This is a genomic window from Robertmurraya sp. FSL W8-0741 (assembly GCF_038004005.1).
GTDB classification, from domain to species: domain Bacteria; phylum Bacillota; class Bacilli; order Bacillales; family Cytobacillaceae; genus Robertmurraya; species Robertmurraya siralis.
This window is the reverse complement of the sequence record NZ_JBBOQG010000001.1, coordinates 4,446,364-4,466,739: the sequence shown is the minus strand read 5'-3', so window position 1 is coordinate 4,466,739 and position 20,376 is coordinate 4,446,364. Positions and strand designations below refer to the sequence as shown.

18 protein-coding genes are annotated in these 20,376 nt (G+C 38.2%); 14 read left to right on the top strand and 4 right to left on the bottom strand.

Features of this window, described 5'->3' with window-relative positions:
- Positions 1–39 precede the first annotated feature (39 nt).
- The 5 genes from NST02_RS21785 to NST02_RS21765 all read left to right on the top strand — a co-directional run bounded on the left by NST02_RS21785 (position 40) and on the right by NST02_RS21765 (position 6,302).
- On the top strand, positions 40–2,406 hold the full coding sequence (locus NST02_RS21785; RefSeq protein WP_095308821.1) for a polyprenyl synthetase family protein: 2,367 nt from the start codon (positions 40–42) through the stop codon (positions 2,404–2,406).
- A 17-nt stretch (positions 2,407–2,423) separates the two neighbouring features.
- Positions 2,424–3,032, top strand: a complete 609-nt coding sequence (locus tag NST02_RS21780; RefSeq protein WP_095308819.1) for a pyroglutamyl-peptidase I — start codon at positions 2,424–2,426, stop codon at positions 3,030–3,032.
- A 154-nt stretch (positions 3,033–3,186) separates the two neighbouring features.
- Complete coding sequence (locus NST02_RS21775; RefSeq protein ID WP_095308817.1) at positions 3,187–3,750, top strand: hypothetical protein; 564 nt, start codon at positions 3,187–3,189, stop codon at positions 3,748–3,750.
- 357 nt (positions 3,751–4,107) lie between these two features.
- Positions 4,108–4,917, top strand: coding sequence for a polysaccharide deacetylase family protein (locus tag NST02_RS21770; protein ID WP_095308815.1), 810 nt, complete (start codon positions 4,108–4,110; stop codon positions 4,915–4,917).
- A gap of 209 nt (positions 4,918–5,126) precedes the next feature.
- A complete protein-coding gene (locus tag NST02_RS21765) occupies positions 5,127–6,302 on the top strand; it encodes an oxalate decarboxylase family bicupin (RefSeq protein WP_212934251.1) in 1,176 nt (391 codons plus the stop codon).
- A gap of 218 nt (positions 6,303–6,520) precedes the next feature.
- On the opposite strand, the gene ilvA is transcribed toward NST02_RS21765, so the two are convergent.
- Together ilvA and NST02_RS21755 are read right to left on the bottom strand one after the other, a co-directional pair.
- Entirely contained in the window at positions 6,521–7,726 is a 1,206-nt protein-coding gene (gene ilvA, locus NST02_RS21760; protein WP_095308813.1) for a threonine ammonia-lyase, read from the bottom strand.
- Between the two features lie 226 nt (positions 7,727–7,952).
- Positions 7,953–8,447 (bottom strand): L,D-transpeptidase family protein, encoded by a 495-nt coding sequence (locus NST02_RS21755; protein WP_095308811.1) that lies wholly within the window; start codon positions 8,445–8,447, stop codon positions 7,953–7,955.
- A gap of 176 nt (positions 8,448–8,623) precedes the next feature.
- Between NST02_RS21755 and NST02_RS21750 the strand changes: the two genes are divergently transcribed.
- The 6 genes from NST02_RS21750 to NST02_RS21725 all read left to right on the top strand — a co-directional run bounded on the left by NST02_RS21750 (position 8,624) and on the right by NST02_RS21725 (position 15,972).
- Positions 8,624–9,580, top strand: coding sequence for a cation diffusion facilitator family transporter (locus NST02_RS21750; protein ID WP_137742988.1), 957 nt, complete (start codon positions 8,624–8,626; stop codon positions 9,578–9,580).
- A 172-nt stretch (positions 9,581–9,752) separates the two neighbouring features.
- Positions 9,753–10,919, top strand: a complete 1,167-nt coding sequence (locus NST02_RS21745) for a TraB/GumN family protein (RefSeq protein WP_095308807.1) — start codon at positions 9,753–9,755, stop codon at positions 10,917–10,919.
- A 465-nt stretch (positions 10,920–11,384) separates the two neighbouring features.
- Positions 11,385–12,362 (top strand): VanW family protein, encoded by a 978-nt coding sequence (locus NST02_RS21740; RefSeq protein WP_137742987.1) that lies wholly within the window; start codon positions 11,385–11,387, stop codon positions 12,360–12,362.
- Between the two features lie 166 nt (positions 12,363–12,528).
- Positions 12,529–13,701: a pyridoxal-phosphate-dependent aminotransferase family protein gene (locus NST02_RS21735; RefSeq protein WP_137742986.1), complete on the top strand. Its 1,173-nt coding sequence runs from the start codon at positions 12,529–12,531 to the stop codon at positions 13,699–13,701.
- 103 nt (positions 13,702–13,804) lie between these two features.
- Positions 13,805–14,035, top strand: a complete 231-nt coding sequence (locus tag NST02_RS21730) for an excisionase family DNA-binding protein (RefSeq protein ID WP_137742985.1) — start codon at positions 13,805–13,807, stop codon at positions 14,033–14,035.
- Positions 14,036–14,604: 569 nt separating this feature from the next.
- Complete coding sequence (locus NST02_RS21725) at positions 14,605–15,972, top strand: YjiH family protein (protein ID WP_137742984.1); 1,368 nt, start codon at positions 14,605–14,607, stop codon at positions 15,970–15,972.
- Between the two features lie 44 nt (positions 15,973–16,016).
- On the opposite strand, the gene NST02_RS21720 is transcribed toward NST02_RS21725, so the two are convergent.
- On the bottom strand, positions 16,017–16,529 hold the full coding sequence (locus NST02_RS21720; RefSeq protein WP_137742983.1) for a hypothetical protein: 513 nt from the start codon (positions 16,527–16,529) through the stop codon (positions 16,017–16,019).
- Between the two features lie 230 nt (positions 16,530–16,759).
- On the opposite strand from NST02_RS21720, the gene menC reads away from it, so the two are divergent.
- Together menC and NST02_RS21710 are read left to right on the top strand one after the other, a co-directional pair.
- Positions 16,760–17,890, top strand: coding sequence for an o-succinylbenzoate synthase (menC, locus tag NST02_RS21715; RefSeq protein WP_137742982.1), 1,131 nt, complete (start codon positions 16,760–16,762; stop codon positions 17,888–17,890).
- Positions 17,891–18,167: 277 nt separating this feature from the next.
- On the top strand, positions 18,168–18,536 hold the full coding sequence (locus NST02_RS21710) for a hypothetical protein (RefSeq protein WP_095308794.1): 369 nt from the start codon (positions 18,168–18,170) through the stop codon (positions 18,534–18,536).
- 232 nt (positions 18,537–18,768) lie between these two features.
- On the opposite strand, the gene NST02_RS21705 is transcribed toward NST02_RS21710, so the two are convergent.
- Entirely contained in the window at positions 18,769–19,683 is a 915-nt protein-coding gene (locus tag NST02_RS21705; protein WP_137742981.1) for a class I SAM-dependent methyltransferase, read from the bottom strand.
- Positions 19,684–19,852: 169 nt separating this feature from the next.
- Between NST02_RS21705 and NST02_RS21700 the strand changes: the two genes are divergently transcribed.
- The gene (locus NST02_RS21700; RefSeq protein ID WP_340949782.1) at positions 19,853–20,332 is read left to right on the top strand and encodes a GNAT family N-acetyltransferase; all 480 of its coding nucleotides are present in this window, start codon (positions 19,853–19,855) and stop codon (positions 20,330–20,332) included.
- Positions 20,333–20,376 lie beyond the last annotated feature (44 nt).

The following is a 20,376-nucleotide window of genomic DNA, read 5'->3' as shown; positions in this document are numbered from 1 at the left end:
TAACATAGGATATTTAGAAAAGTAGAGGTTACATAGTTTATGAGAGAAGAGCTGCAAAGGAAAGTAGAACAATCGTATCAAAGAGCTGAGGAGAGAGCGTCGCTTTATTTTCAGTCGCTGCTCGAACGAGTTCAGCAAAAATCCTATGTTTCTATTTTAATAAATGATTTCAAAGCATGGAAGCATGACCATATTCGTTACCATTCTGTTATTTCATTTTTCTCAAAAAAGCAAAAAAAGAAGGTTTCTGGAGAGTATCGATCCTATATTAAATGGCTGGACGAAGCAGGGAAATTAGATTCTTATCTTGATCGGAGCCTTTCCTATATTTATATGCGCGATCTGGGGAAGTCACTTGATTCGCCGGAGACAAAGGAAAGAGTAAGGAAAATAGTAGAATCTTTAAAAGAATATTTAACGCAAGAGCGGAAAATGAAGGAAGAGCCTTTTAGCATGAAGGGCTTGTATAGATGGGCACAAAGAGAAAAAGTAGAGACAACGGTTATATGGCTAATCGATAAACTTAAGCGTGTATCAAAGCAGTTACCTGAAGGAATGGATGCAGAACATGCCCAACGCAAATTATTGAAAATTATTGGCGGGGTCCTATTGCACGAAATAGAAGAGATCGAGAATGAGCAGGTAATAGGTGAGCTCAGGGTGGAGCGATTGACTCAAGCGCTTAAAATGGGTTACGCATACGGGTTAACCTATCCGTTTATTGATGATCTTCTCGATTCGGATGTCCTGTCACCGAGTGAGAAAAAGCAATATTCTCAATTGATCCGAACTACTTTAACGACCGGAACGGTGCCTGCACTTGGCAAATGGACGCAGGAAACCGAGCCTTTAATGAAGTATATTCATGCTGAGCTTCGTGAGGCCTTTGAAGCGATTAAGAAGCAGCAGCGCTCAACAACGATCGATGAGTTTTTTGAGCAATCATATGTTTTTTTTCAGTCACAGGAAATCGATCGGAATAAGGATTTGAATAATCGCAATTATACGAATGAGGATTTGTTTATCCCGATTATTTTAAAATCTTCTTCGTCGAGATTAATCGTTCGCACGGTCCTTGGTGCAAACTTGGACGAAGGCTTTGGTCAACGTACTTTTTATTATGGGATTTACAATCAGCTTGCTGATGATTTTTCCGATCTGTTCGATGATTGGAAGGCAGGAGCTGTTACTCCGTACACCTATTATATGAAATATCATCAAGAGCGCCCGGACTTAGTTAACCCGTTCGAATTATATTGGACGGTCATTTCCTATTTAATTCACGATGTGTATCATTCCGATGCGAAAACGCGTGAAGTGATTCTTGATCGGGCAATCAATAGTTTAAAGAGATTCAAAGAACGAGTTGGTCCGTCTAAATATGAAGAGGTGATGAACCTTTTTTCTTCTCCCCATCAGAAATTTAATCGCTTTATTCAAAAAATGGCTGCAAGAGCAGATGAGGTTGATTTTTTTGACAAATTGCTACGCGATCAGATGATTGCGGCTTTAAGAACTGAACGGCAGGAGCAGAATGAATTTCAAAATGCTATGGAAGAAATGCGAACTCGTCTAAAAGACGCTTTGGTCATTCCCGATTATTCTATCACTGAAGAACCAATACATGAAGCGGTAAATTATAGTTTAGCAGGAGATGGTAAAAGGCTTAGACCGATTATGGCCTGGTTTATGGCGGTGAAGGAGTATAACCTAGAGGAAGCAGCAGTTATGCCCCTGTTAAAATCATTAGAGTATATGCACACAGCTTCTTTAATCTTTGACGATTTGCCAGCTCAAGACAACGCCCCCTTACGAAGAGGCAGGGCTACACTTCATGAAGTATATAATGTTGCTATTGCGGAATTAACGGGACTCTTTTTAACGCAAAAGGCGATTACAGAGCAAGCCTCACTTACCCAGTTTGATGCGAAAACAGTTTTAAAATTGATTCGTTATGCCTCTGAAATGACTGCCAGTATGTGTAATGGCCAGGCAATGGATTTAGAATCGAAGGGAAAGACGCTATCTTTAGAACAGTTACATATTTTATCTCTTCATAAAACAGGGCTAGCGTTTGAAGCTTCACTTGTCATGCCTGCTATTCTTGCTCAGGCAGGCGATGAGGAAGTTGAGGCCCTCAAAAAATTTGCTTCACATGCTGGGATTGCTTTCCAAATAAAAGATGATCTTCTTGATGTGGAAGGGGAACTGAGTTTGCTTGGGAAACGAATTGGAATTGATGCAGCAAATAACAATGCAACTTTTGTTTCTGTGTTAGGAGTGACGGAGGCGAGAAAAGCGATGTGGGAGCATTATTGTCTCGCGATGGAAGCATTGGAGAAGATGCCGCGTGATCTTTCTTTCTTAAAGCATTTCATGAATTATATTGTTAATCGAGATTATTAGAAAAGAGGCTATGAGAGATGCGAAAACTATTATTAACTGGCTTTGAACCATTTTTAAATTTTACGATAAACCCGACAATGCGCATTGTTGAGGAGTTGCATGGAAAAATCGTTGGCGATTATCAGATTCAAAGTGAAGTACTTCCTGTTGACTTTCGTAAAGCGGGAAAACTCCTGCTTGAGCATGTTGATAAGATACAACCAGACTCCCTTATTTCATTGGGGTTAGCCGGTGGTCGATATAAGCTTACACCGGAGCGGATTGCAATAAATATAAACGATGGTGAATCAGATAACAGTGGAAATGTATTGGAAGATGAAGTGATTGAAAGTGATGGACAGGATGCGTATTTGTCAACACTGCCCATTAGGCAAATGGTCAATCGTTTAAAAGAGGAGGAGCTTCCAGCTGAAATTTCAAACACTGCTGGAACTTATCTTTGCAACCATGTGATGTATCAGGGACTACATTATGCTAAGACCCGTCAAATACAGATGCCTTCAGGATTTATCCATATTCCAGCATCCCATGAACTTGCAATACAGCACGGTAAGATTCCAAGCTGGTCACATGCTGACTTGAAAAGAGGAATTGAGATTTGCATAAAAGTATTATCTGAACGTTAGGTGATTCCTAACGTTTTTTTAGTAAACGGTCAAAGCTATATGTATGACGACGGAACTTAAAGAAGGATACTCAGTTTAATTATAAATGCAAGCTCTTGATCGCTTCTTTCACCTAGTAACAAGAAAAAATAAACAATAATAAAGGAGAATAAACATGGAGGAGAATGTTATCATTTCAGCATTAAAACGTTCACTTAATGAAGGAGTAATGGTTTCTGTCTATTCTAGTTATATTGAGCCCGAAAAATGTTCCGTAGGTTATATTGACTTCATAACATCTGAACATTTTATTATGAAGCATGTTGCACCTGACGGAAACTACGATGGTTATATTGTAAGGAGAATAGAAGATGTTTTCAGGGTAGATATTAACGGGGAATATGAAAAAAACCTGGAATTACTTTATAATCTACAGAAACAACAACATCAAGCATTTGTTAAAAACAATAAAACCAAAGATTTATTTGAAGAGACTCTTATTTTTGCCCAAAAGAATAATTTAGTTGTCACAATTTGTATAGATGAAACTGAAAACCAAGATGATATAGTTGGATTTGTTAAAAATATTAGTGTTCAAGGGGTCACAATTTCTAGAGTTTCTTTAAATGGATTGGTAGACGGGGAAACCAGTATATTCATCGGACATATGATCAGAATGGATTGTGATACTGCTGATGAAAAAAAATATAAGTTGCTGTTTTCTCATAAAAAGAACTAACTGTTTATGTAATTGATTGATGATCATTATGAATTTTTTAGCCTAATAATCGGTCGTCTGCTCTTAGTAGAAAATTAATTACTGCAACCAATACATATTAACATATTCGTTAAAAAGGTTTTGCTAACAAGCAAACCTTTTTTTTGGCCTGGCTGAAGGCTTGCCCTGACTTGATGAAACGCTTGGAGAAAGCAGATCTTCCTTCTCGGTTCATCAAGTCAAAGTTAAGATCACATATTCAATAAGATTGTTTTAAGACAACTTTGAGAAAAAAGAATAAAGTAATATTCCAATAAAGATACTAATTGCAAATGACTTTTTTTGTAAATTTTTATATTGAGAAAGGAACGGGAGTATATGGGAAAAACAACGCTCACATGGATATCATTCTGTTTCGTATTGATGTTTTCTTTATTCGCTAAAGGAGATTTAATTCAAGGACAACAGCCGCAAGGATTACCTCAACTCGAAGGAGGCTCAGAAAATAAAGAGCGTGTACGATATCCCGTTTCCAATTATTTATTGCAGGAGAGATATCCAGAAACGGTTGTTTTAAGTGGACCACAAACATCAAAAATGGTGGCTTTAACCTTTGATGATGGCCCTGACCCACGCTTTACTCCGCAAATATTAGATATATTAAGGGAAAATGGAATAAAAGCCACTTTTTTTCTGTTAGGATCAAGGGCAGAAGCATATCCTGATCTTGTGAAACGAATTTTGGAAGAAGGTCATATTATTGGAAATCATACATATTGGCATCCGAATCTTGTAGAAGAGGAAGATGTTCGTATTTTAGAAAGAGAAGTTGCACGAACAGAGAGCAGCTTGGCCAATTTAATTGCTTATCGGACAAAATTATTTCGTGCCCCGTATGGTTTTTTATATAATGAGTTAGTAGAACAGCTTAGGGATATGGATTACACAGTTGTTGCCTGGTCGATTGATTCATTGGATTGGCATGAGTCCCCGCCAAATCAAATTGCTTATCATATTCTTAGCAATCTTCATCCAGGAGCGATTATTCTCATGCATGATGGAGCTGCTTGGGATGAGGATCGGACGAATACGGTGAGAGCTCTTCGTCAAATTATTCCAGCAATAAAGGAACAGGGCTTGGAGTTTGCAACAGTTCCAGAATTATTGAATATTCCGTATCGGAAGTAATGAAAGCGGCAAATATGGGATAGTCTAAACTGAAGCACGATAAAATAAAGTGAAATTTTCGGGTGATCGTAGTAAGCTTTTATAAACTTAAGTAGATAGTACATGGGCTCCATGTGCTATTTCTTTGTTTAAGCGATTTTAGCATTAAATGGAACCTTGCAACATAAATTAATTTGAATAATTTTTTCCTGAAAGAGAGGTGCTCGAAAATAAAAAAGGCAAGTAGGAATCCTTATGAGAATATTCCCCAGCCGATAAGAGAGGATGGAGCGGGCGCAACCGATCTTGGACCAAGAAATGTGTTGAGAGATCTTCAAAATCCTGATATGTTTGTACCGCCTAAAACAGATGCCGGAACGATTCCGAATTTGAAATTTTCTTTTTCTGATACCCATATGCAGTTATATCATGGTGGCTGGTCGCGGGAGGTTACAGCAAGAGAACTGCCAATTTCAACAACACTCGCAGGGGTGAATATGCGTCTTACTCCGGGGGGGGTTCGGGAAATGCATTGGCATAAGCAAGCGGAATGGGCTTATATGATTTTAGGCAGGGCGCGAGTTACAGCAGTGGATCAGAACGGAAGAAACTTTATTGCTGATGTAAGTGCAGGTGATTTGTGGTATTTTCCGGCAGGAATTCCCCACTCAATTCAAGGGTTAGATGATGGTTGTGAATTTTTACTGGTTTTCGATGATGGAAACTTTTCCGAGTTGAGTACATTTACGATTACGGATTGGTTTGCGCATACACCAAGGGATGTACTTTCCGCAAATTTTGGTGTTCCAGAACGGGCATTTGAACATATCCCCACTAAACAAAGATATATGTTTCAGGCTGAGGTGCCTGGGTCAATTGAATCAGATAAGGTATCAAGTCCATATGGAGCGATTCCGCAAAATCTTACCTACCATTTGCATCAACAAGCTCCAATAATAACATCCGGTGGTTCAGTCCGTATTGTTGATGCCAGAAATTTTCCTGCATCGGTGAATATTGCGGCAGCCTTGGTTGAAATTAAACCGGGAGGTATGCGTGAGCTTCATTGGCATCCGAACAATGATGAGTGGCAGTATTATTTAACGGGGACAGGTCGAATGACCGTCTTTGCCGCAAGCGGGGAGGCCCGCACCTTTAATTATCAAGCAGGGGACGTTGGTTACGTACCTTTTGCTATGGGTCATTACATTCAGAATATAGGTACTGAAAGCCTGTGGTTTTTGGAAATATTTAAGAGCAATCGTTTTGAAGATGTTTCATTGAATCAATGGATGGCCTTAACTCCTAAAAAGCTAGTAGAAGAGCATTTGAATGTTGGTCCTGATTTAATGGATGCGTTGCAAAAGGAAAAATCACCGGTTGTTAAATATAACGAAAACGAATGATAAATCAATTTCTTTATAAAGAAACTCAGAGTGCAGATTAAACTAAATGCATCTAATTACAAGACAAAGTAACGAAGAGAGTAAGCATTGCGGTCTGCCCTTAGCTCATCTCTTATAGATGAGCTTTATCCTTGCCAACATATACAAGACAGACTACTATTTTCCTTTTGATGGGAAGCACGCCAATAGAGCAATATGACTAATACGACTTTGAACCATTACCCCAGCTCTGGGTCGTATCCCTTATTTTTTAATGCTTGAGTAATTTCTTCTATATGCTTTTGATCCTTGGTTTCGACTGACAGGGAGAGCTGGGCATAGCTTGGATAAATTTTGTTGCCAATATGACTTAATGAAACATCGAGAACATTGCCTCCACGTGCAGTAACAATCCCCAATATTTTTTCAAGATTCCCAGGCTGATCCTTCAAAATGGCACTGAAACGCATAAATCTACCGGCTTCGACCATTCCTCTTTCAATAATCCTTGATATAAAACTGACATCTACATTGCCACCACTTACAAGGCAGACGACTTTTTTGTTTTTGACGGGAATTTTCTGATAGAGCATGGCGGCTAAGGCGACAGCACCGGAGCCTTCAACAAGAAGCTTATTTCTTTCCAATAGCATGAGCATTGTTCGGGCAATCTCCAATTCATTAACAGTAAATATCTCATCCACATATTTTTGAACTAGCTCAAACGGGGCCATTCCGGGTTTTTTGACAGCAATTCCATCAGCCATTGTTGGATCAGCTTCAACGGTAATCGGTCGACCTTCAACGAGCGACATCGCCATGCTTGGACAAGCTCCTGCCTCTACTCCATAAATTTTGATGTGAGGATGCTTTTCTTTTACAGCCGCAGCAATTCCCGCAATGAGGCCCCCTCCTCCAATCGGGCAAACAATGGCTTCTACATCGGGTAGTTGCTCGACTAACTCAAGACCAACAGTACCTTGTCCAATCATAACCTGATCATCATCGAAGGCGTGGACTAGAGTTGCGCCTGTGTTCTCTCTTAGCTCCAGTGCATAGGCGAGAGCATCATCAAAGGATTTACCTTGTAATTCAATTTTCGCTCCATACTCTTTTGTTGCCTGCACTTTGCTCAATGGAGCATTTATTGGCATCACAATCGTACAGGGAATATTGAGCATCGTACTTGCATAAGCTACTCCTTGAGCATGGTTTCCTGCTGAGGCGGCTACAACTCCTTTTTGTGTTTCCTCTTTAGATAAAGAGATCATTTTATTATAGGAGCCTCGTACCTTAAAGGAGCCGGTTTTCTGCAAGTTTTCCAATTTTAAATAAATATCATTATGTGCGTAATTGCTAAAAGTTTTAGAGTAATCCAATGGGGTTAGATGGACAATGCCTTTCATTTTATTATGTGCTTTTACAATATCCTCGTATGAAATCATTCTGTTTTTCTCCTTTTTAATTGCTGAATCCATTTATAATGGCGCACTTCAAGTTAAAAAACGAACATCATTTAGCTTTTTCAGAATTTAAAATCATAAAATGCCGTATAAAAGATGAATAAACGTAATATTGTTCGTTTTTTAATTAGGCGATTGTACAATATAAAATCGATTCACCTGTCTTTCCTTAGTCTTGACTACAGAGAAAAGCTTATTCGGTTAATTTTCAAGGATGTATTAAAACGGGTGTTCCAATAGGTACAATGCGGGCCAGTTCTTCAACATCATGATTATGCATGCGAATGCATCCTCTAGATACAGCCTTGCCGATCGAACTTGGATCGTTCGTTCCGTGGATGCCATAATGTTCTTTTGATAAACTCATCCACATTGTTCCAAACGGTCCTCCCGGATTTGGTGCTTTATTGATAATGATAAAATTACCGATTGGTGTTGCATGAAGCATTCTTCCAACAGCTATCGGATATTGTTTTTGTTGAACGCCGTTGTGTAACAAGGTCAATATTCGATTAGTAGTCGATATATCGATCGTATAAGGTATCGTGTCAATGTTGGGAAATCCAGGTATGACAATTGTTTGGCCAGGATAAATCCGATCGGGAATTAAGTGAGGATTTGCTTGAATGATGGCGGATAAAGGGGTGCGATAGTCTCTTGAAATTTGATATAATGTTTCCCCTGCTTTTACAGTATGGATCATAATAGGCAACCTCCCTAGTAAAGATAGTACATTATATGAGAACGAAGAGAGGAGTTTCACGATTTGTTGAAACAAAAAATAAATAAGCTGTATTTAGTAAAATCTATTAACAGAGAGCTATAATGAGCAAAAAGCTTAGATTGACTTATAAGGCCAATTCCAAACGGAGGAAACAGATGAAGCCACGAAACAGTCTATTGAAGCAAGGAAATAAATCATCATTAATTGCGACAGTCGTGAATGCGATTATTGCTGCTGTAAAAGGAAGCGCCTATTTTTTTACGGGAAATGTGGCGATGTTTGCAGAGACGATGCACTCGTTGGGAGATGCAGCGAACCAATTTTTCGTTTATATCGGCAGTGCATTAAGTAAAAAATTGCCAACGGATCGCTTCCCGAATGGTTTTGGACGCCTTGTCAATTTGGTTTTACTTGGAGCGGTCATTATTGTTGGAATTATGAGCTATGAAACGATAAAAGAAGGGTATTATCATATTCTTCATCCGACAGAATCAAAAGGAATTGTCGTGAATATTTTAGTGCTCGGAGTAGCAGTGCTGTTGGAGGCATATGTTCTTTTTAAGGCGATGAAAGAGGTGCTTCATGAATCGAATGTTAAGGCAAAAAAATTAGCCATCATCCCGACGAGTTTTCGGCATTTAAAACGGGCGAAGCCAGCTACAAAACTTGTTTTTATGGAGGATTTCGTTGCCACACTTGGAGGAATTATCGCAATTATCGGGATCCTGTTGGCCTATTTTGCCGAGATCCATGCAGCAGAAGGCGTTGCCTCCATTCTAATTGGGGGTATGATGTTCTTTGTTGTAGGGAGAGTTTTTTTAGATAATGCAAAAGGAATTCTCGGTGAAGCCGATGATGATCTTGAAGAAATCATCGCCAAATTTATATTAATGCAACCGGAAATCAAAGATATTCAAACTTTATATGCCGTTAAGGAGGGGGAAGATTTCCATATTGAAATGAAGCTGGAGATTGATCCAAATCTCACAGTTGGTCAAGCTGGGAAAATTAAGGATCGAATTGAAGCGAAAATTCATGGAATGAAAGGAGTGACAGATGTCATCATTGAATTTGATGAGGATGACGGTATTCCAACCTGGATTCGTACATGATTATGTGTTTTATGAATTCTTTTTTCTAGCCCTGAAAAACTAGCTACTAAATTCTCTTAGCAGAGTGACTGGAACGAATATCTCCAAATTCGCTGGGTTATTTTTATCGCTTCAACAGTGAATAGTGTATAATAATAGGTATTATCTGTACATAAAGGAAGGTAATTTATCATTGGAACAAGAAAATGTAACAAGAATTTTTTTAGATGAAAAAGAATACATTTTAATTGGCACGGCCCATGTATCCAAGCAAAGTGCAGAGCAAGTAAAAGAAGTGATCGAAGCAGAGAAGCCTGATTCTGTCTGTGTTGAGCTTGATGAACAAAGATACCAATCGATCATGGAGGGTAACAGTTGGAAAGACATGGATATATTCAGTGTCATTAAGCAGAAAAAAGCTTCATTATTGCTTATCAATCTTGCTATCTCTTCTTTTCAAAAAAGAATGGCAAATCAGTTAGGAATTCAACCTGGACAAGAGATGATTCAAGGAATTGAATCTGCCAAAGAAACAGGTGCTACATTAGTACTTGCGGACCGAAATATTCAGACGACCTTTTCAAGAATATGGCATCAAGTGGGACTGTGGGGAAAGGCCCAGCTGTTAACACAGGTAGTGGCAAGTATTTTCAGCAAAGACACCATTTCTGAAGAAGAACTTGAGAAAATGAAAAGCAAAGACATGATTAATACGGTTTTGAATGAATTTACTGAGTCTTTTCCACGTCTAAAAGTGCCGTTAATTGATGAGCGAGACCAGTATCTCTCACAAAAAATTAAGGAGGCACCAGGCAAAAAAATTGTTGCTGTCCTAGGGGCAGCCCATGTTCCAGGCATTAAAGAGGAAATCAACAAGGATCATGATTTAAAACAATTATCAAAGCTTCCTCCAAAATCGAAGGCTCCGAAAATAATTGGTTGGTCGATTCCAATTGTGATATTGGCGATTATAGCTTATACATTTTTAGCCAATCCTGATGCCGGTTTGCAGCAAACGCTTAGCTGGGTGCTTTGGCATGGTTGTTTATCAGCGATTGGGGCAGCAATGGCATTAGGACATCCACTCGCGATAGTAACAGCGTTTATTGCTGCCCCAATTACATCATTAAATCCGCTTCTAGCAGCCGGTTGGTTCGCCGGATTTGTCCAAGCTTTTTTTAGCAAACCAAATGTGAGTGATTTTGAAACACTGACAGAAGATGTATTTTCAGTAAAAGGCTTTTGGTCTAATAAAGTTACGCGCGTCTTACTCGTCATCGTCTTCGCAAACCTTGGCAGTTCACTGGGTACTTTTATTGGCGGAGCCGATGTAATTCGGTTGTTTTTCGAAAACTTTTAAATTTCAGGAAGCGGACACTGTCGGATAAAGTGAAAGAGCGGCTAATTGGCTGCTCTTTTATTTGTAGCTTAGAAAATTATGCTGTTATGTATCTACGTCTAACCCCTCCCTATTGTTCTTCATGGTCATTCACAGAGAAATCCGCAATACATCTTACAAGACCCTCAATCGAGCGAAATTGTATTTTTTGTTTATTTTTTTCAGAATATGATCTTTCCGACGCCAATATAGTATGTTTCATCGCGTTCGAGGGTTTGCCTCCCGAACCGCTGCTTATGAGGAATCTCTTCCGATATGCTTTCTAATTCAAAGAGTTGCTTTTTCAATAACCACATTTTTCATCTTATTTATAGGGGAAAATGGTTTGTCTCCCCAGCATATGTGGGTATCCCCCTGCATACAATGGTAAATGGCAATACCTTCCTTACAGGAGTGTATAGAGAATAAAGAGAATGGGGAGGAAATATGGGGAAATTTCGTTGGAAACATTTATTAATTAGTATTGTGATTTTGCTTGTACTAGGGGGTTGCTCAAAAGAGCCAGAGACAGAAGTAAAAAACATAAAAACACATAGGGTCGCAGCTGCAGAAGAAATAAATAATAGAATCATAGAGAAAGAAGTGCAGTTTGTTATTGATATTGTCGATCCGTCGACAAGGGAGATTATTCGTACCATTGACCCGAAAGAAGTGGATGAGAATGATGATAGTTTTAAAGAAGAGCTTAAGAATTGGGCTAGGGAATTAGCAAGGGGGACAGAAAAAACTGAAGGCTATGATCAGCGGATGGTTTTAGATAAAATAGAAGAAAATGGACAGATAAAAAAAGGGAAGCCGATGATCATCCTTGAAGAAGAGGAACTGGTTAATAGAGTTCTTGAAGCGATGAATAGAGGTGGTCAAGTAGAATTGCCGTTAAAGGTAACAGAAAGCCGGTACTCTCCTGAAGATGTACCACAGTTGGATGAAGTCGTGATTGCATCCTATACGACTTACTTTGACAGCAGTGTCATCGGAAGGGCAAAAAATATTGAGCTGTCTGCTGCTGCAATTAATAATGTCATCTTCGGAGTTGGAGATATTTTTTCCTATAATGAAATTGTCGGGCCAAGGGATGAAGCAAGCGGCTACCAAAAAGCGATGGAAATCGTCAACAAAGAGCTTGTTGAAGGGATTGGCGGTGGAGTTTGCCAAACATCTTCAACTTTATTTAATGCGGTTGACCAAATTGGAGTAGAGTATATTGAATGGCATCACCACTCTATTAATATCGGTTATGTTCCAACCGGGAGAGATGCGACAGTATCCTATGGAGGATTAGATTTCCGTTTTCAGAACTCTCATGATGTCCCGTTTTTGATAAAGGCATTTGTCAACGGTGGCTCCCTTACCGTTGAGGTGAGAACCTCAAAGGAGAATGCAAAAAAATTAAAAGGGGAGTAGCCTATCCACCACTTCTCTATTATCATATTTTTTATGACTCTTTGAAGAGGTCATTTTTTTTGAAAATCTTCTAAAGATTAACGCTTTCCGTGTAAATGAAAGCGGTTTAAGTTGTATAATGGAGAGTGATAGATAGACAAAAGAATGCTTAGGGAGGACGAGGAACATGCGGAATGATGAGATGTTATTAATCCCAGGGCCAACACCTGTGGTCGAATCTATTTATGAAGCTTTAGCTAGTGAAACGAGAAGCCATACTGACCCAAGATTTGTTGCACTCTATAAGAGTGCGATCGAAAAAACAAGAACAATGTTAAAAACAGATGGAGAAGTTTTTGTTATTTCTGGCTCAGGTACGATAGCGATGGAAATGGCTTTAGTTAATACAGTTGCAGCTGGAGAGAAGCTGTTAGTAATCAGTCATGGCTACTTTGGCGACCGTTTCATTAAATTGGGAAAAGCTTTTGGTATTGAAGTTGATGTCCTTCAGTCGGAATGGGGGAAACAAGTAGATCCAGTAGAAGTAGAGAAGAAACTCTCTACAGATCAGTTTAAAGCAGTTACGATTACACATGCAGATACATCAACTGGTGTTGCAGCCAACCTTGAGCAATTAGTACCGATTATTAAAAGGAATGGCGCACTTGTCATTCTTGATGGCGTATGTGCGACGGCAGCAATGGAAGAGGATATGAGTAAAGGCTATGGCAATGAAGAGGCGAAAATCGATGTGGTTTTAACAGGGTCGCAAAAAGCAATTGCTGTGCCTCCAGGTCTCGCCATTGTAGCGTTTAATCAATCAGCACTTGCAGTTCGTGAAAAAATGGAGCGAGTGTCCGCCTATTATTGTGATATTTACAATTGGATTCCGATTATGAATGATCCGTCGAAATACTTTGCTACTCCACCCGTTAATCTTGTCTATGCATTTGAAGAAGGAATGAGATTAGTTCTGGAAGAAGGAATGGAACAACGTTACAAGCGCCATGCAGCATATGGAACAGCTGTTAGGGCAGGACTTTCAGTGTATGGAATGAAAGCGCTGGCAGATGAGCAGGTTGCAGCAGCTACATTAAGCTGCATGTTATATCCAGATGGAATTGATGATGCAAGTTTCCGCTCTGCCCTTGCGGAAAAAGGCTTAATCGTTGCTGGAGCTTTGTCACATTTAGCTGGAAAAGCGTTCCGAATCGGACATATGGGAAATACAACGGTTGAAATGCTAGAAAAAGCAATTGTATTAATTGGAGAAACATTGGATGAGCAAGGGTTGTCCGTAAATATCAATAAAGCGATCGATGCCTTTAGAAAGCATGCTTTAGCCGTTTTAAATAACTAAACAAAAATCAATTAAAGCCATTGCTGTAATCTCTTATTTGTATTTGTTAATTATAAAAAAAGGAATATAATACTATAGAGATGTGAGAAATGGAGAGTTAAATATGTATTTAACAGTGAAAGAGACGGCCGAATATTTGACAATGCCAGATTCAGTTATTACGGAGCTTATTTTGACTAAGAGAATCCGTGCTATCCATGATGGTGAGCAGTATTTAGTGAATCGAGATCAATTTCAAACACATTTAAAGCAAGTAGAAAGATATAGGGAATTAATGGAGGAAATCCTTAATGAACCAATCCCAGAGGATTTGGATGTGAAGGATGAAGATTAGTGGAAAGGCGCCATTCTTGAAGTGGCGCCTTTTACTTTTGTTGTGCCTCACTTTTTTTAATTGAGTGTATTTATGACAGTCAAACCTAAAATGCATTTGATCTCAAACTTTAGATTTCTTTTATCGCAGACTTTTGCTACAGGTCGGTGATGATTTTGGCTCATTTTTTTCTCTGATACCATGAAGGGATAGAGAGAGCACAAGTCGCTTCATGGAATCAGAGGATTTTTCAGCATAATTGTTCGCTTATTTGATTGCTCCTCGCAGGGACGGTGCTTCCGGATTCGTATTTTTGGGCTTATTATGGGAGATAACAGGTTATGTACCGCTGCGAAGTTTAGTTTTAACATCCAATTTATTCTTTATGTATAAATATGAATTTATTATATTATTTATTCGGAATTTGCTTGAAAAAAGAAGATTGATCATTTATGATGTTTAAGGAATTAAACAAATAGTATTTTAAGAAAGTAATTTTATAGGAGTAGTCTGGAAATAGGGCTATTTTTTATATCGTGGAATATTTTTTATTAGTCAACGATAAAATACAATAACAAGAGGTGCGTGCGATGAGTAATGATCCGAGTTCTAGAGCATTGTCTTATTCAACAATAGATTTTCTTAAGTTTCTAATTCCGTCCTTAATTGGAATTTTTTTATTTATGATTCCTGTGAAATCGGAAGGGGAAGTTACTATTCCAGTAGCATTGATTGCGAATCAATTAACGGAATTTTTATCTCCGTTAATTCCAGCTCTGGCAGTCATCTTAATTTCACTTTCCGTTTTTGGTTCCTTGATTGCCGTTTTCTTAAAGCCGCGCTATATCGAGAATAGTCCATTTCTGCATCGTTTATTGGCGGTTAACAAATTTTGGTTAATTGCCCGCTTAGTTGGGATGGTAATTGCAATAATAACGTTATTTCAAGTGGGACCGGAATGGGTTTATTCTGAAAATACAGGAGGGCTTCTCCTTTATGATTTAGTTCCGATTTTGTTTTCGGTTTTCTTATTAGCAGGCTTTTTATTGCCACTGCTATTGAATTTTGGTTTGCTCGAGTTTTTTGGCGCGTTGTTAATGAAAGTGATGAGACCCGTTTTTACTTTACCAGGCCGCTCATCTTTAGATTGTCTAGCATCATGGGTTGGTGATGGTACAGTTGGTGTTATATTAACAACAAAACAGTATGAAGAAGGATATTATACAAAAAGAGAAGCGGCAGTTGTGGCGACTACTTTTTCGGTTGTATCGATCACCTTTTCCATTGCCATTCTTTCCTATATGAATTTGCAGCATTATTTTGCTCCCTACTACATTACGATCGTTTTAGCAGGCTTTGTCGCAGCGTTAATCATGCCACGCATCCCACCACTATCAAAAAAAGCGGATACTGGCTATGAAGGTGTGGAGTTAAAAAGAGAAAGCCCGATCCCACAAGGTCAGTCCCCGTTAAAATGGGGATTATCAGAGGCAGTATCGAAAGCAAGAAAAAATAATGGTGCAGTTGGAACTTTGAAAGAAGGGTTTCAAAATGTTCTCGATATGTGGTTAGGTGTTCTGCCAATCGTCATGACCATAGGTACAGTCGCTTTAGTAATTGCAGAGTTTACTCCATTTTTCACGATTCTTGGGAAGCCATTTGAGCCGATTCTGACATTATTGCAGATTCCTGAAGCTGAAGCTGCGGCGCAAACGATGGTTATAGGTTTTGCTGACATGTTTCTTCCGGCAGTAATTGGAAGCGGGATTGAAAGTGAACTGACGCGATTCGTTATTGCAGGGGTTTCAGTTACTCAGTTAATCTACATGTCTGAGCTAGGTGGTTTATTGCTTGGTTCCAAGCTTCCGCTGAACATAAAAGATTTGATTTTTATTTTCTTACTACGAACAATCATTACGTTACCGATTATTGTGATTGCTGCTCATATTATATTCTAATTTGAAGAGGTCAGTCCGCTTTATGAGAGGACTGACCTCTTTCCTTATAATCCAGTCGTTTCGGACTCGAAGCTTTTCTTCATTTCTACACCGTGTTCTTTCGTTAATTTTTCAATATTGTAATTGAAGTCGCGAAGAAGCTTTCGCGCCTCATCGAGCATTGCATTGGCTTCCTCGATCATGGCACGGTCTTGATATTCTAATGCTGTGACGATACGTGTAAAAGCATTATATTGAGTGTTGACGCCTTCAATATAGCCTTCATGTATCGCGCGCAGCTCTTCTGACTCAAGACGGATGGCTTCCAGCTTATTCATAAATTCCTGGTAGGTCGGGATAACATCCATTAAAAGTACATCGTACAATAATTGATCAGATGTATAGTTGACACCAGTGACGCTGTCGTATGCTGAGACCGCTTCTGTTTCCAATCCAATAATATTGGCGAGATCATCATTTAAATAGGATTCCAATTCCTCCTTGATCGGATCCTCTGAAGAACAGGCACTCATCACCAAAAAGCAAAGAAAAATAGGGAACAACAGTATTTTTTTCAATGGTCCACCTCCATAACAATAATGTATGAAGGGGAACAGCCGAAAGGTTCATAAAAGTTAACTAAAAAAAAGCGGAAAAAATTACACTTGTATCCGGTTTAGAGATAATTCTTTTACCAGATTATATGATCGGTTTTTTTCATGAAGTTCTTTCATTTCCACCACTGTAAGGTCATTTTATTGTAATATAATGGAATGAGACACTATAAATAAAGGAGTAGTATAGAGTTATGCTTATAAAACAAGTCGTTTTACACAGACTTCAGATGCAGTTAAAGGCTCCGTTTGCGACAAGTTTCGGTACGATGAAAGATAAGGAATTTTTTATAATAGAGATGGTCGATGAAGCTGGTTTTCGTGGTTTTGGTGAATCGGTTGCTTTCATAAGCCCGTGGTACACAGAGGAAACAGTTACAACAGTTGAGCATATAATGAAGGATTTCTTAATTCCGCTGCTTTTTCATGCCCCAATTAACCATCCTGATGATGTTTCAGTTCGATTTTCTCCAATAAAACGGAACAATATGGCAAAAGCCGCTTTAGAAGGGGCAGTTTGGGATTTGTATGCAAAACGAAAAAAGCTCCCTCTTGCTACATGTCTGGGAGGTGGAAAAACAACTATTGATGTTGGAATCAGTATTGGTATCCAATCAACGATAGAAGAGCTGTTGCGAAAAATTGAGCAGTATGCTCTGGAAGGCTATAAGCGGGTGAAGCTGAAGGTTAAGCCTGGGTACGATTTGGAAGTGTTGAAAGAAGTAAGGAGAGCATTTCCTAATCTTCCGCTCATGGCGGACGCCAATTCAGCTTATACATTAAATGATATTGCCCATTTACAAAGGTTTGATGATTTTAACTTATTAATGATTGAACAACCTCTTGGACAGGATGACATCGTTGAACATGCAAAACTGCAAAAGGAACTTCAAACACCCATTTGTTTAGATGAAAGTATTTATTCACTTGATGATGCCAAGCTGGCCATTGAGCTAGGTGCATGCCAGATCATCAACGTTAAAGTAGGGCGGGTTGGCGGACTAACGGAAGCTAAGAAAATTAATGATTACTGCAAAGTTCATAACATTCCCATTTGGTGTGGGGGGATGCTTGAGGCTGGGATTGGGAGAGCACATAATATCGCCGTTACAGCATTGGATCAGTTTATTTTACCTGGAGACACTTCTCCTTCAAATCGTTATTGGGAAAAAGATATTGTTGTTCCTGAAGTGAAAATGGAACAAGGAGTAATACAAGTTCCGACTACCCCTGGTATTGGATATGAAATTGACTGGGCAACTGTTGAGAAATATCGGGTGGAAAGGCTCATACTTGAGAATAAGCAGAATAGGATAGGTATTTAATGAGACTTAATACCTCCGAGCTGTACAATGGAGGAATGTCTCTCAAGCTTTTGAAAGTCGTTTAGAATGTAACAGCTGCTACAGCACTTGCGCTGAACGTCTGCAAACGCATATTTAAATGGTTTCACTTTCCATTTGTCCATTAAACTAAGTATCATTTCAACTTGGGTAAATCCATGCATAATATTTATATCGAAACCTTTTAAGACAGTAATGCGTATAAGGTTAATGGTGTTGTTACTGTTATAAAAAGTAAATTTAAAAAGGAGTATTCATTATGACAAAGCGTTTTTCTATGGCGTTAATGATAATGGTGTTAGCTATTATAGCTTTATTATTAGCTGCTAAAAATCCAACAGGTCCCAATACAGTTTCATTTGCTGATCCGCTTAACTTATGGTTATCTCTTGGAACACTGGTTGTGCTATTATTTCCTCCATTAATATTGTCGTTTTTTAATCATTTTGTCTTAAATATTATTTTTGCCATTTATCAAGGCTTTGTAGTGTTGACCTTTTTAGGTCTTATTTTAGTAGGGTTTTTGATTCCAAGTATTTGGATTATTATCATTGGTGTTCTAGGTACTGTTATTGGGATTAGCAGTATTGTTGTGAGTTTTCTTGGGGGAGTTAAGAAAGCTTACTAGAAAGTAATTTTTTATGTTAAAGGTAGGAATTCTTTTTCATATCGGACTAATGGGATGTGCGGTTGATTTTTAGCTCCTTTCTGGGAACCAAAAATCAAATAATAAGTAACATGAGAAAGATTGGGTTTTGAATATCCCCATTTTCAGAAAAGTTGTTTGCAAAAGAATAAGCAAAAGCAGTAGAAAGCCCCTCAAGCATTTAAAGGCTGGAGAGGCTTTCTTACATGCACAATTATTTCTTAACAGCGTGGATATAATGTATTGTCTCAAATGCAGTTAAATAATCCGTTCTGTTATTAAAGAATAGCTTGTCTATTTTAGTTGGTGATAAATGTTCATAAATTAATAAACCAGATTTTTCAAGTATATTTTCTATTTCATTATAAGTGAAACTTGATTTCATAGGTTCTCCACTTGCTGCGGCCATTTTTACCATATTTTCAACTCTATTGGACATACCTTTTTCTTTAAAGAGTTGTTCATCTGCATAGTCAAACACAATAGAACTGCCTGGAGGGGCATTTTCAAATAAATGATTGATCAATGCCGTATTTTGTTCTTTCGTTAAATAATATGAAACGCCTAATAAGCTAAAGAACGTTTTTTTATTTTGAAATCCCCTCTTTCCTAAATCCTGATGAGAAAACTTAGTTGTAAAGTCCATTGGCACAAAATTGAGATTGCTCGGGACGTTAAGTTTAGCTTCTTTTAATCTTTCCTTTTTAAATTTTTGTGTTGCTGGATGATCAACTTCAAAAATTTGCAACAAGTCTTTTAGTTCTGGATACCTGAAGGAGAAAGAATCTAATCCAGCTCCAAGTATGACATATTGTTGGACACCTAACTTAATTTCATTACTTAATATTTGTTCACAATAGGCTGAGCGTGCTAAAGGTGTTGGAGAAAGCTGAACCTGTGTAATCCACTTTAAAATTTCTTCGGGATCATCTTTGAATCTTTGCTTAATATCACCGTTGAAAAACTGTACACCATTAATCATATTGTTACTGATCGCAGAAAACTCTTCATTGGAAATGAACTGGCATGCAATATAATCATCAAAAATTTTAGGAGAATCATATTTACTGTGATACGCACGTCCAAAAGCAGATATTAAGGAAGTTAAACTGGATTCATTTTTTTTCATACCATTTCTCTCCCATATATAAAAAATAAGGTACCCCTGGCCAGGAGAACCTTATTGTATAACATATAAAATTAAAAGTAAATTATAGCATAAACAAATTTTTTTGTCAACTTTTTTAACCTGATAAGAAGATGGAAATTAAATCAAAAAAGTTTAGAGGTGGCATTAAATGAAAAGGTATGCAACAAAAGATATACCGAAGAGTAGGATAGTGGATTTTTTTAAGCGCCATTGGGGTAGTCAAGAAATGGTCATTTCCAGCGGTGTTTATGATTGCAGTAAATTGGATGGTTTCACCATTGTAAATGATGAAGATAATATCATTGGACTGATAACTTACATCATTAAAGGTAAAGAGTGCGAAATAATCTCATTAGATAGTATTGAAGAAGGTAAGGGAGTAGGTACATCTTTAGTTCAGGAAGTAGAAAATCTCGCTGTTAAGGAAAATTGTCAACTTATAAAAGTGATCACTACAAATGATAATTTACTAGCATTAAAGTTTTATCAAAAACGAGGTTTTACTCTATCCAAAATATTAAATAATGCTGTAGAAAAGGCTAGAAGAATCAAACCTGAGATCCCATTGCTTGGCAATGATGGTATTCCAATCAGAGATGAGATTGAACTAATTAAGATTTTAAATTAACGCTGCTTTTGTGATGACATAGAGTAGAGCACATATGATTTTCA

What these genes read in the sequence shown, in the direction of transcription:
- NST02_RS21785 (WP_095308821.1), top strand. Translation starts at nt 40, where the DNA reads ATGAGAGAAGAGCTGCAAAGGAAAGTAGAACAATCGTATCAAAGAGCT.
- NST02_RS21780 (WP_095308819.1), top strand. Translation starts at nt 2,424, where the DNA reads ATGCGAAAACTATTATTAACTGGCTTTGAACCATTTTTAAATTTTACG.
- NST02_RS21775 (WP_095308817.1), top strand. Translation starts at nt 3,187, where the DNA reads ATGGAGGAGAATGTTATCATTTCAGCATTAAAACGTTCACTTAATGAA.
- NST02_RS21770 (WP_095308815.1), top strand. Translation starts at nt 4,108, where the DNA reads ATGGGAAAAACAACGCTCACATGGATATCATTCTGTTTCGTATTGATG.
- ilvA (WP_095308813.1), bottom strand. Translation starts at nt 7,726, where the DNA reads ATGATTTCATACGAGGATATTGTAAAAGCACATAATAAAATGAAAGGC.
- NST02_RS21755 (WP_095308811.1), bottom strand. Translation starts at nt 8,447, where the DNA reads ATGATCCATACTGTAAAAGCAGGGGAAACATTATATCAAATTTCAAGA.
- NST02_RS21750 (WP_137742988.1), top strand. Translation starts at nt 8,624, where the DNA reads ATGAAGCCACGAAACAGTCTATTGAAGCAAGGAAATAAATCATCATTA.
- NST02_RS21740 (WP_137742987.1), top strand. Translation starts at nt 11,385, where the DNA reads ATGGGGAAATTTCGTTGGAAACATTTATTAATTAGTATTGTGATTTTG.
- NST02_RS21735 (WP_137742986.1), top strand. Translation starts at nt 12,529, where the DNA reads ATGCGGAATGATGAGATGTTATTAATCCCAGGGCCAACACCTGTGGTC.
- NST02_RS21730 (WP_137742985.1), top strand. Translation starts at nt 13,805, where the DNA reads ATGTATTTAACAGTGAAAGAGACGGCCGAATATTTGACAATGCCAGAT.
- NST02_RS21725 (WP_137742984.1), top strand. Translation starts at nt 14,605, where the DNA reads ATGAGTAATGATCCGAGTTCTAGAGCATTGTCTTATTCAACAATAGAT.
- menC (WP_137742982.1), top strand. Translation starts at nt 16,760, where the DNA reads ATGCTTATAAAACAAGTCGTTTTACACAGACTTCAGATGCAGTTAAAG.
- NST02_RS21710 (WP_095308794.1), top strand. Translation starts at nt 18,168, where the DNA reads ATGACAAAGCGTTTTTCTATGGCGTTAATGATAATGGTGTTAGCTATT.
- NST02_RS21705 (WP_137742981.1), bottom strand. Translation starts at nt 19,683, where the DNA reads ATGAAAAAAAATGAATCCAGTTTAACTTCCTTAATATCTGCTTTTGGA.
- NST02_RS21700 (WP_340949782.1), top strand. Translation starts at nt 19,853, where the DNA reads ATGAAAAGGTATGCAACAAAAGATATACCGAAGAGTAGGATAGTGGAT.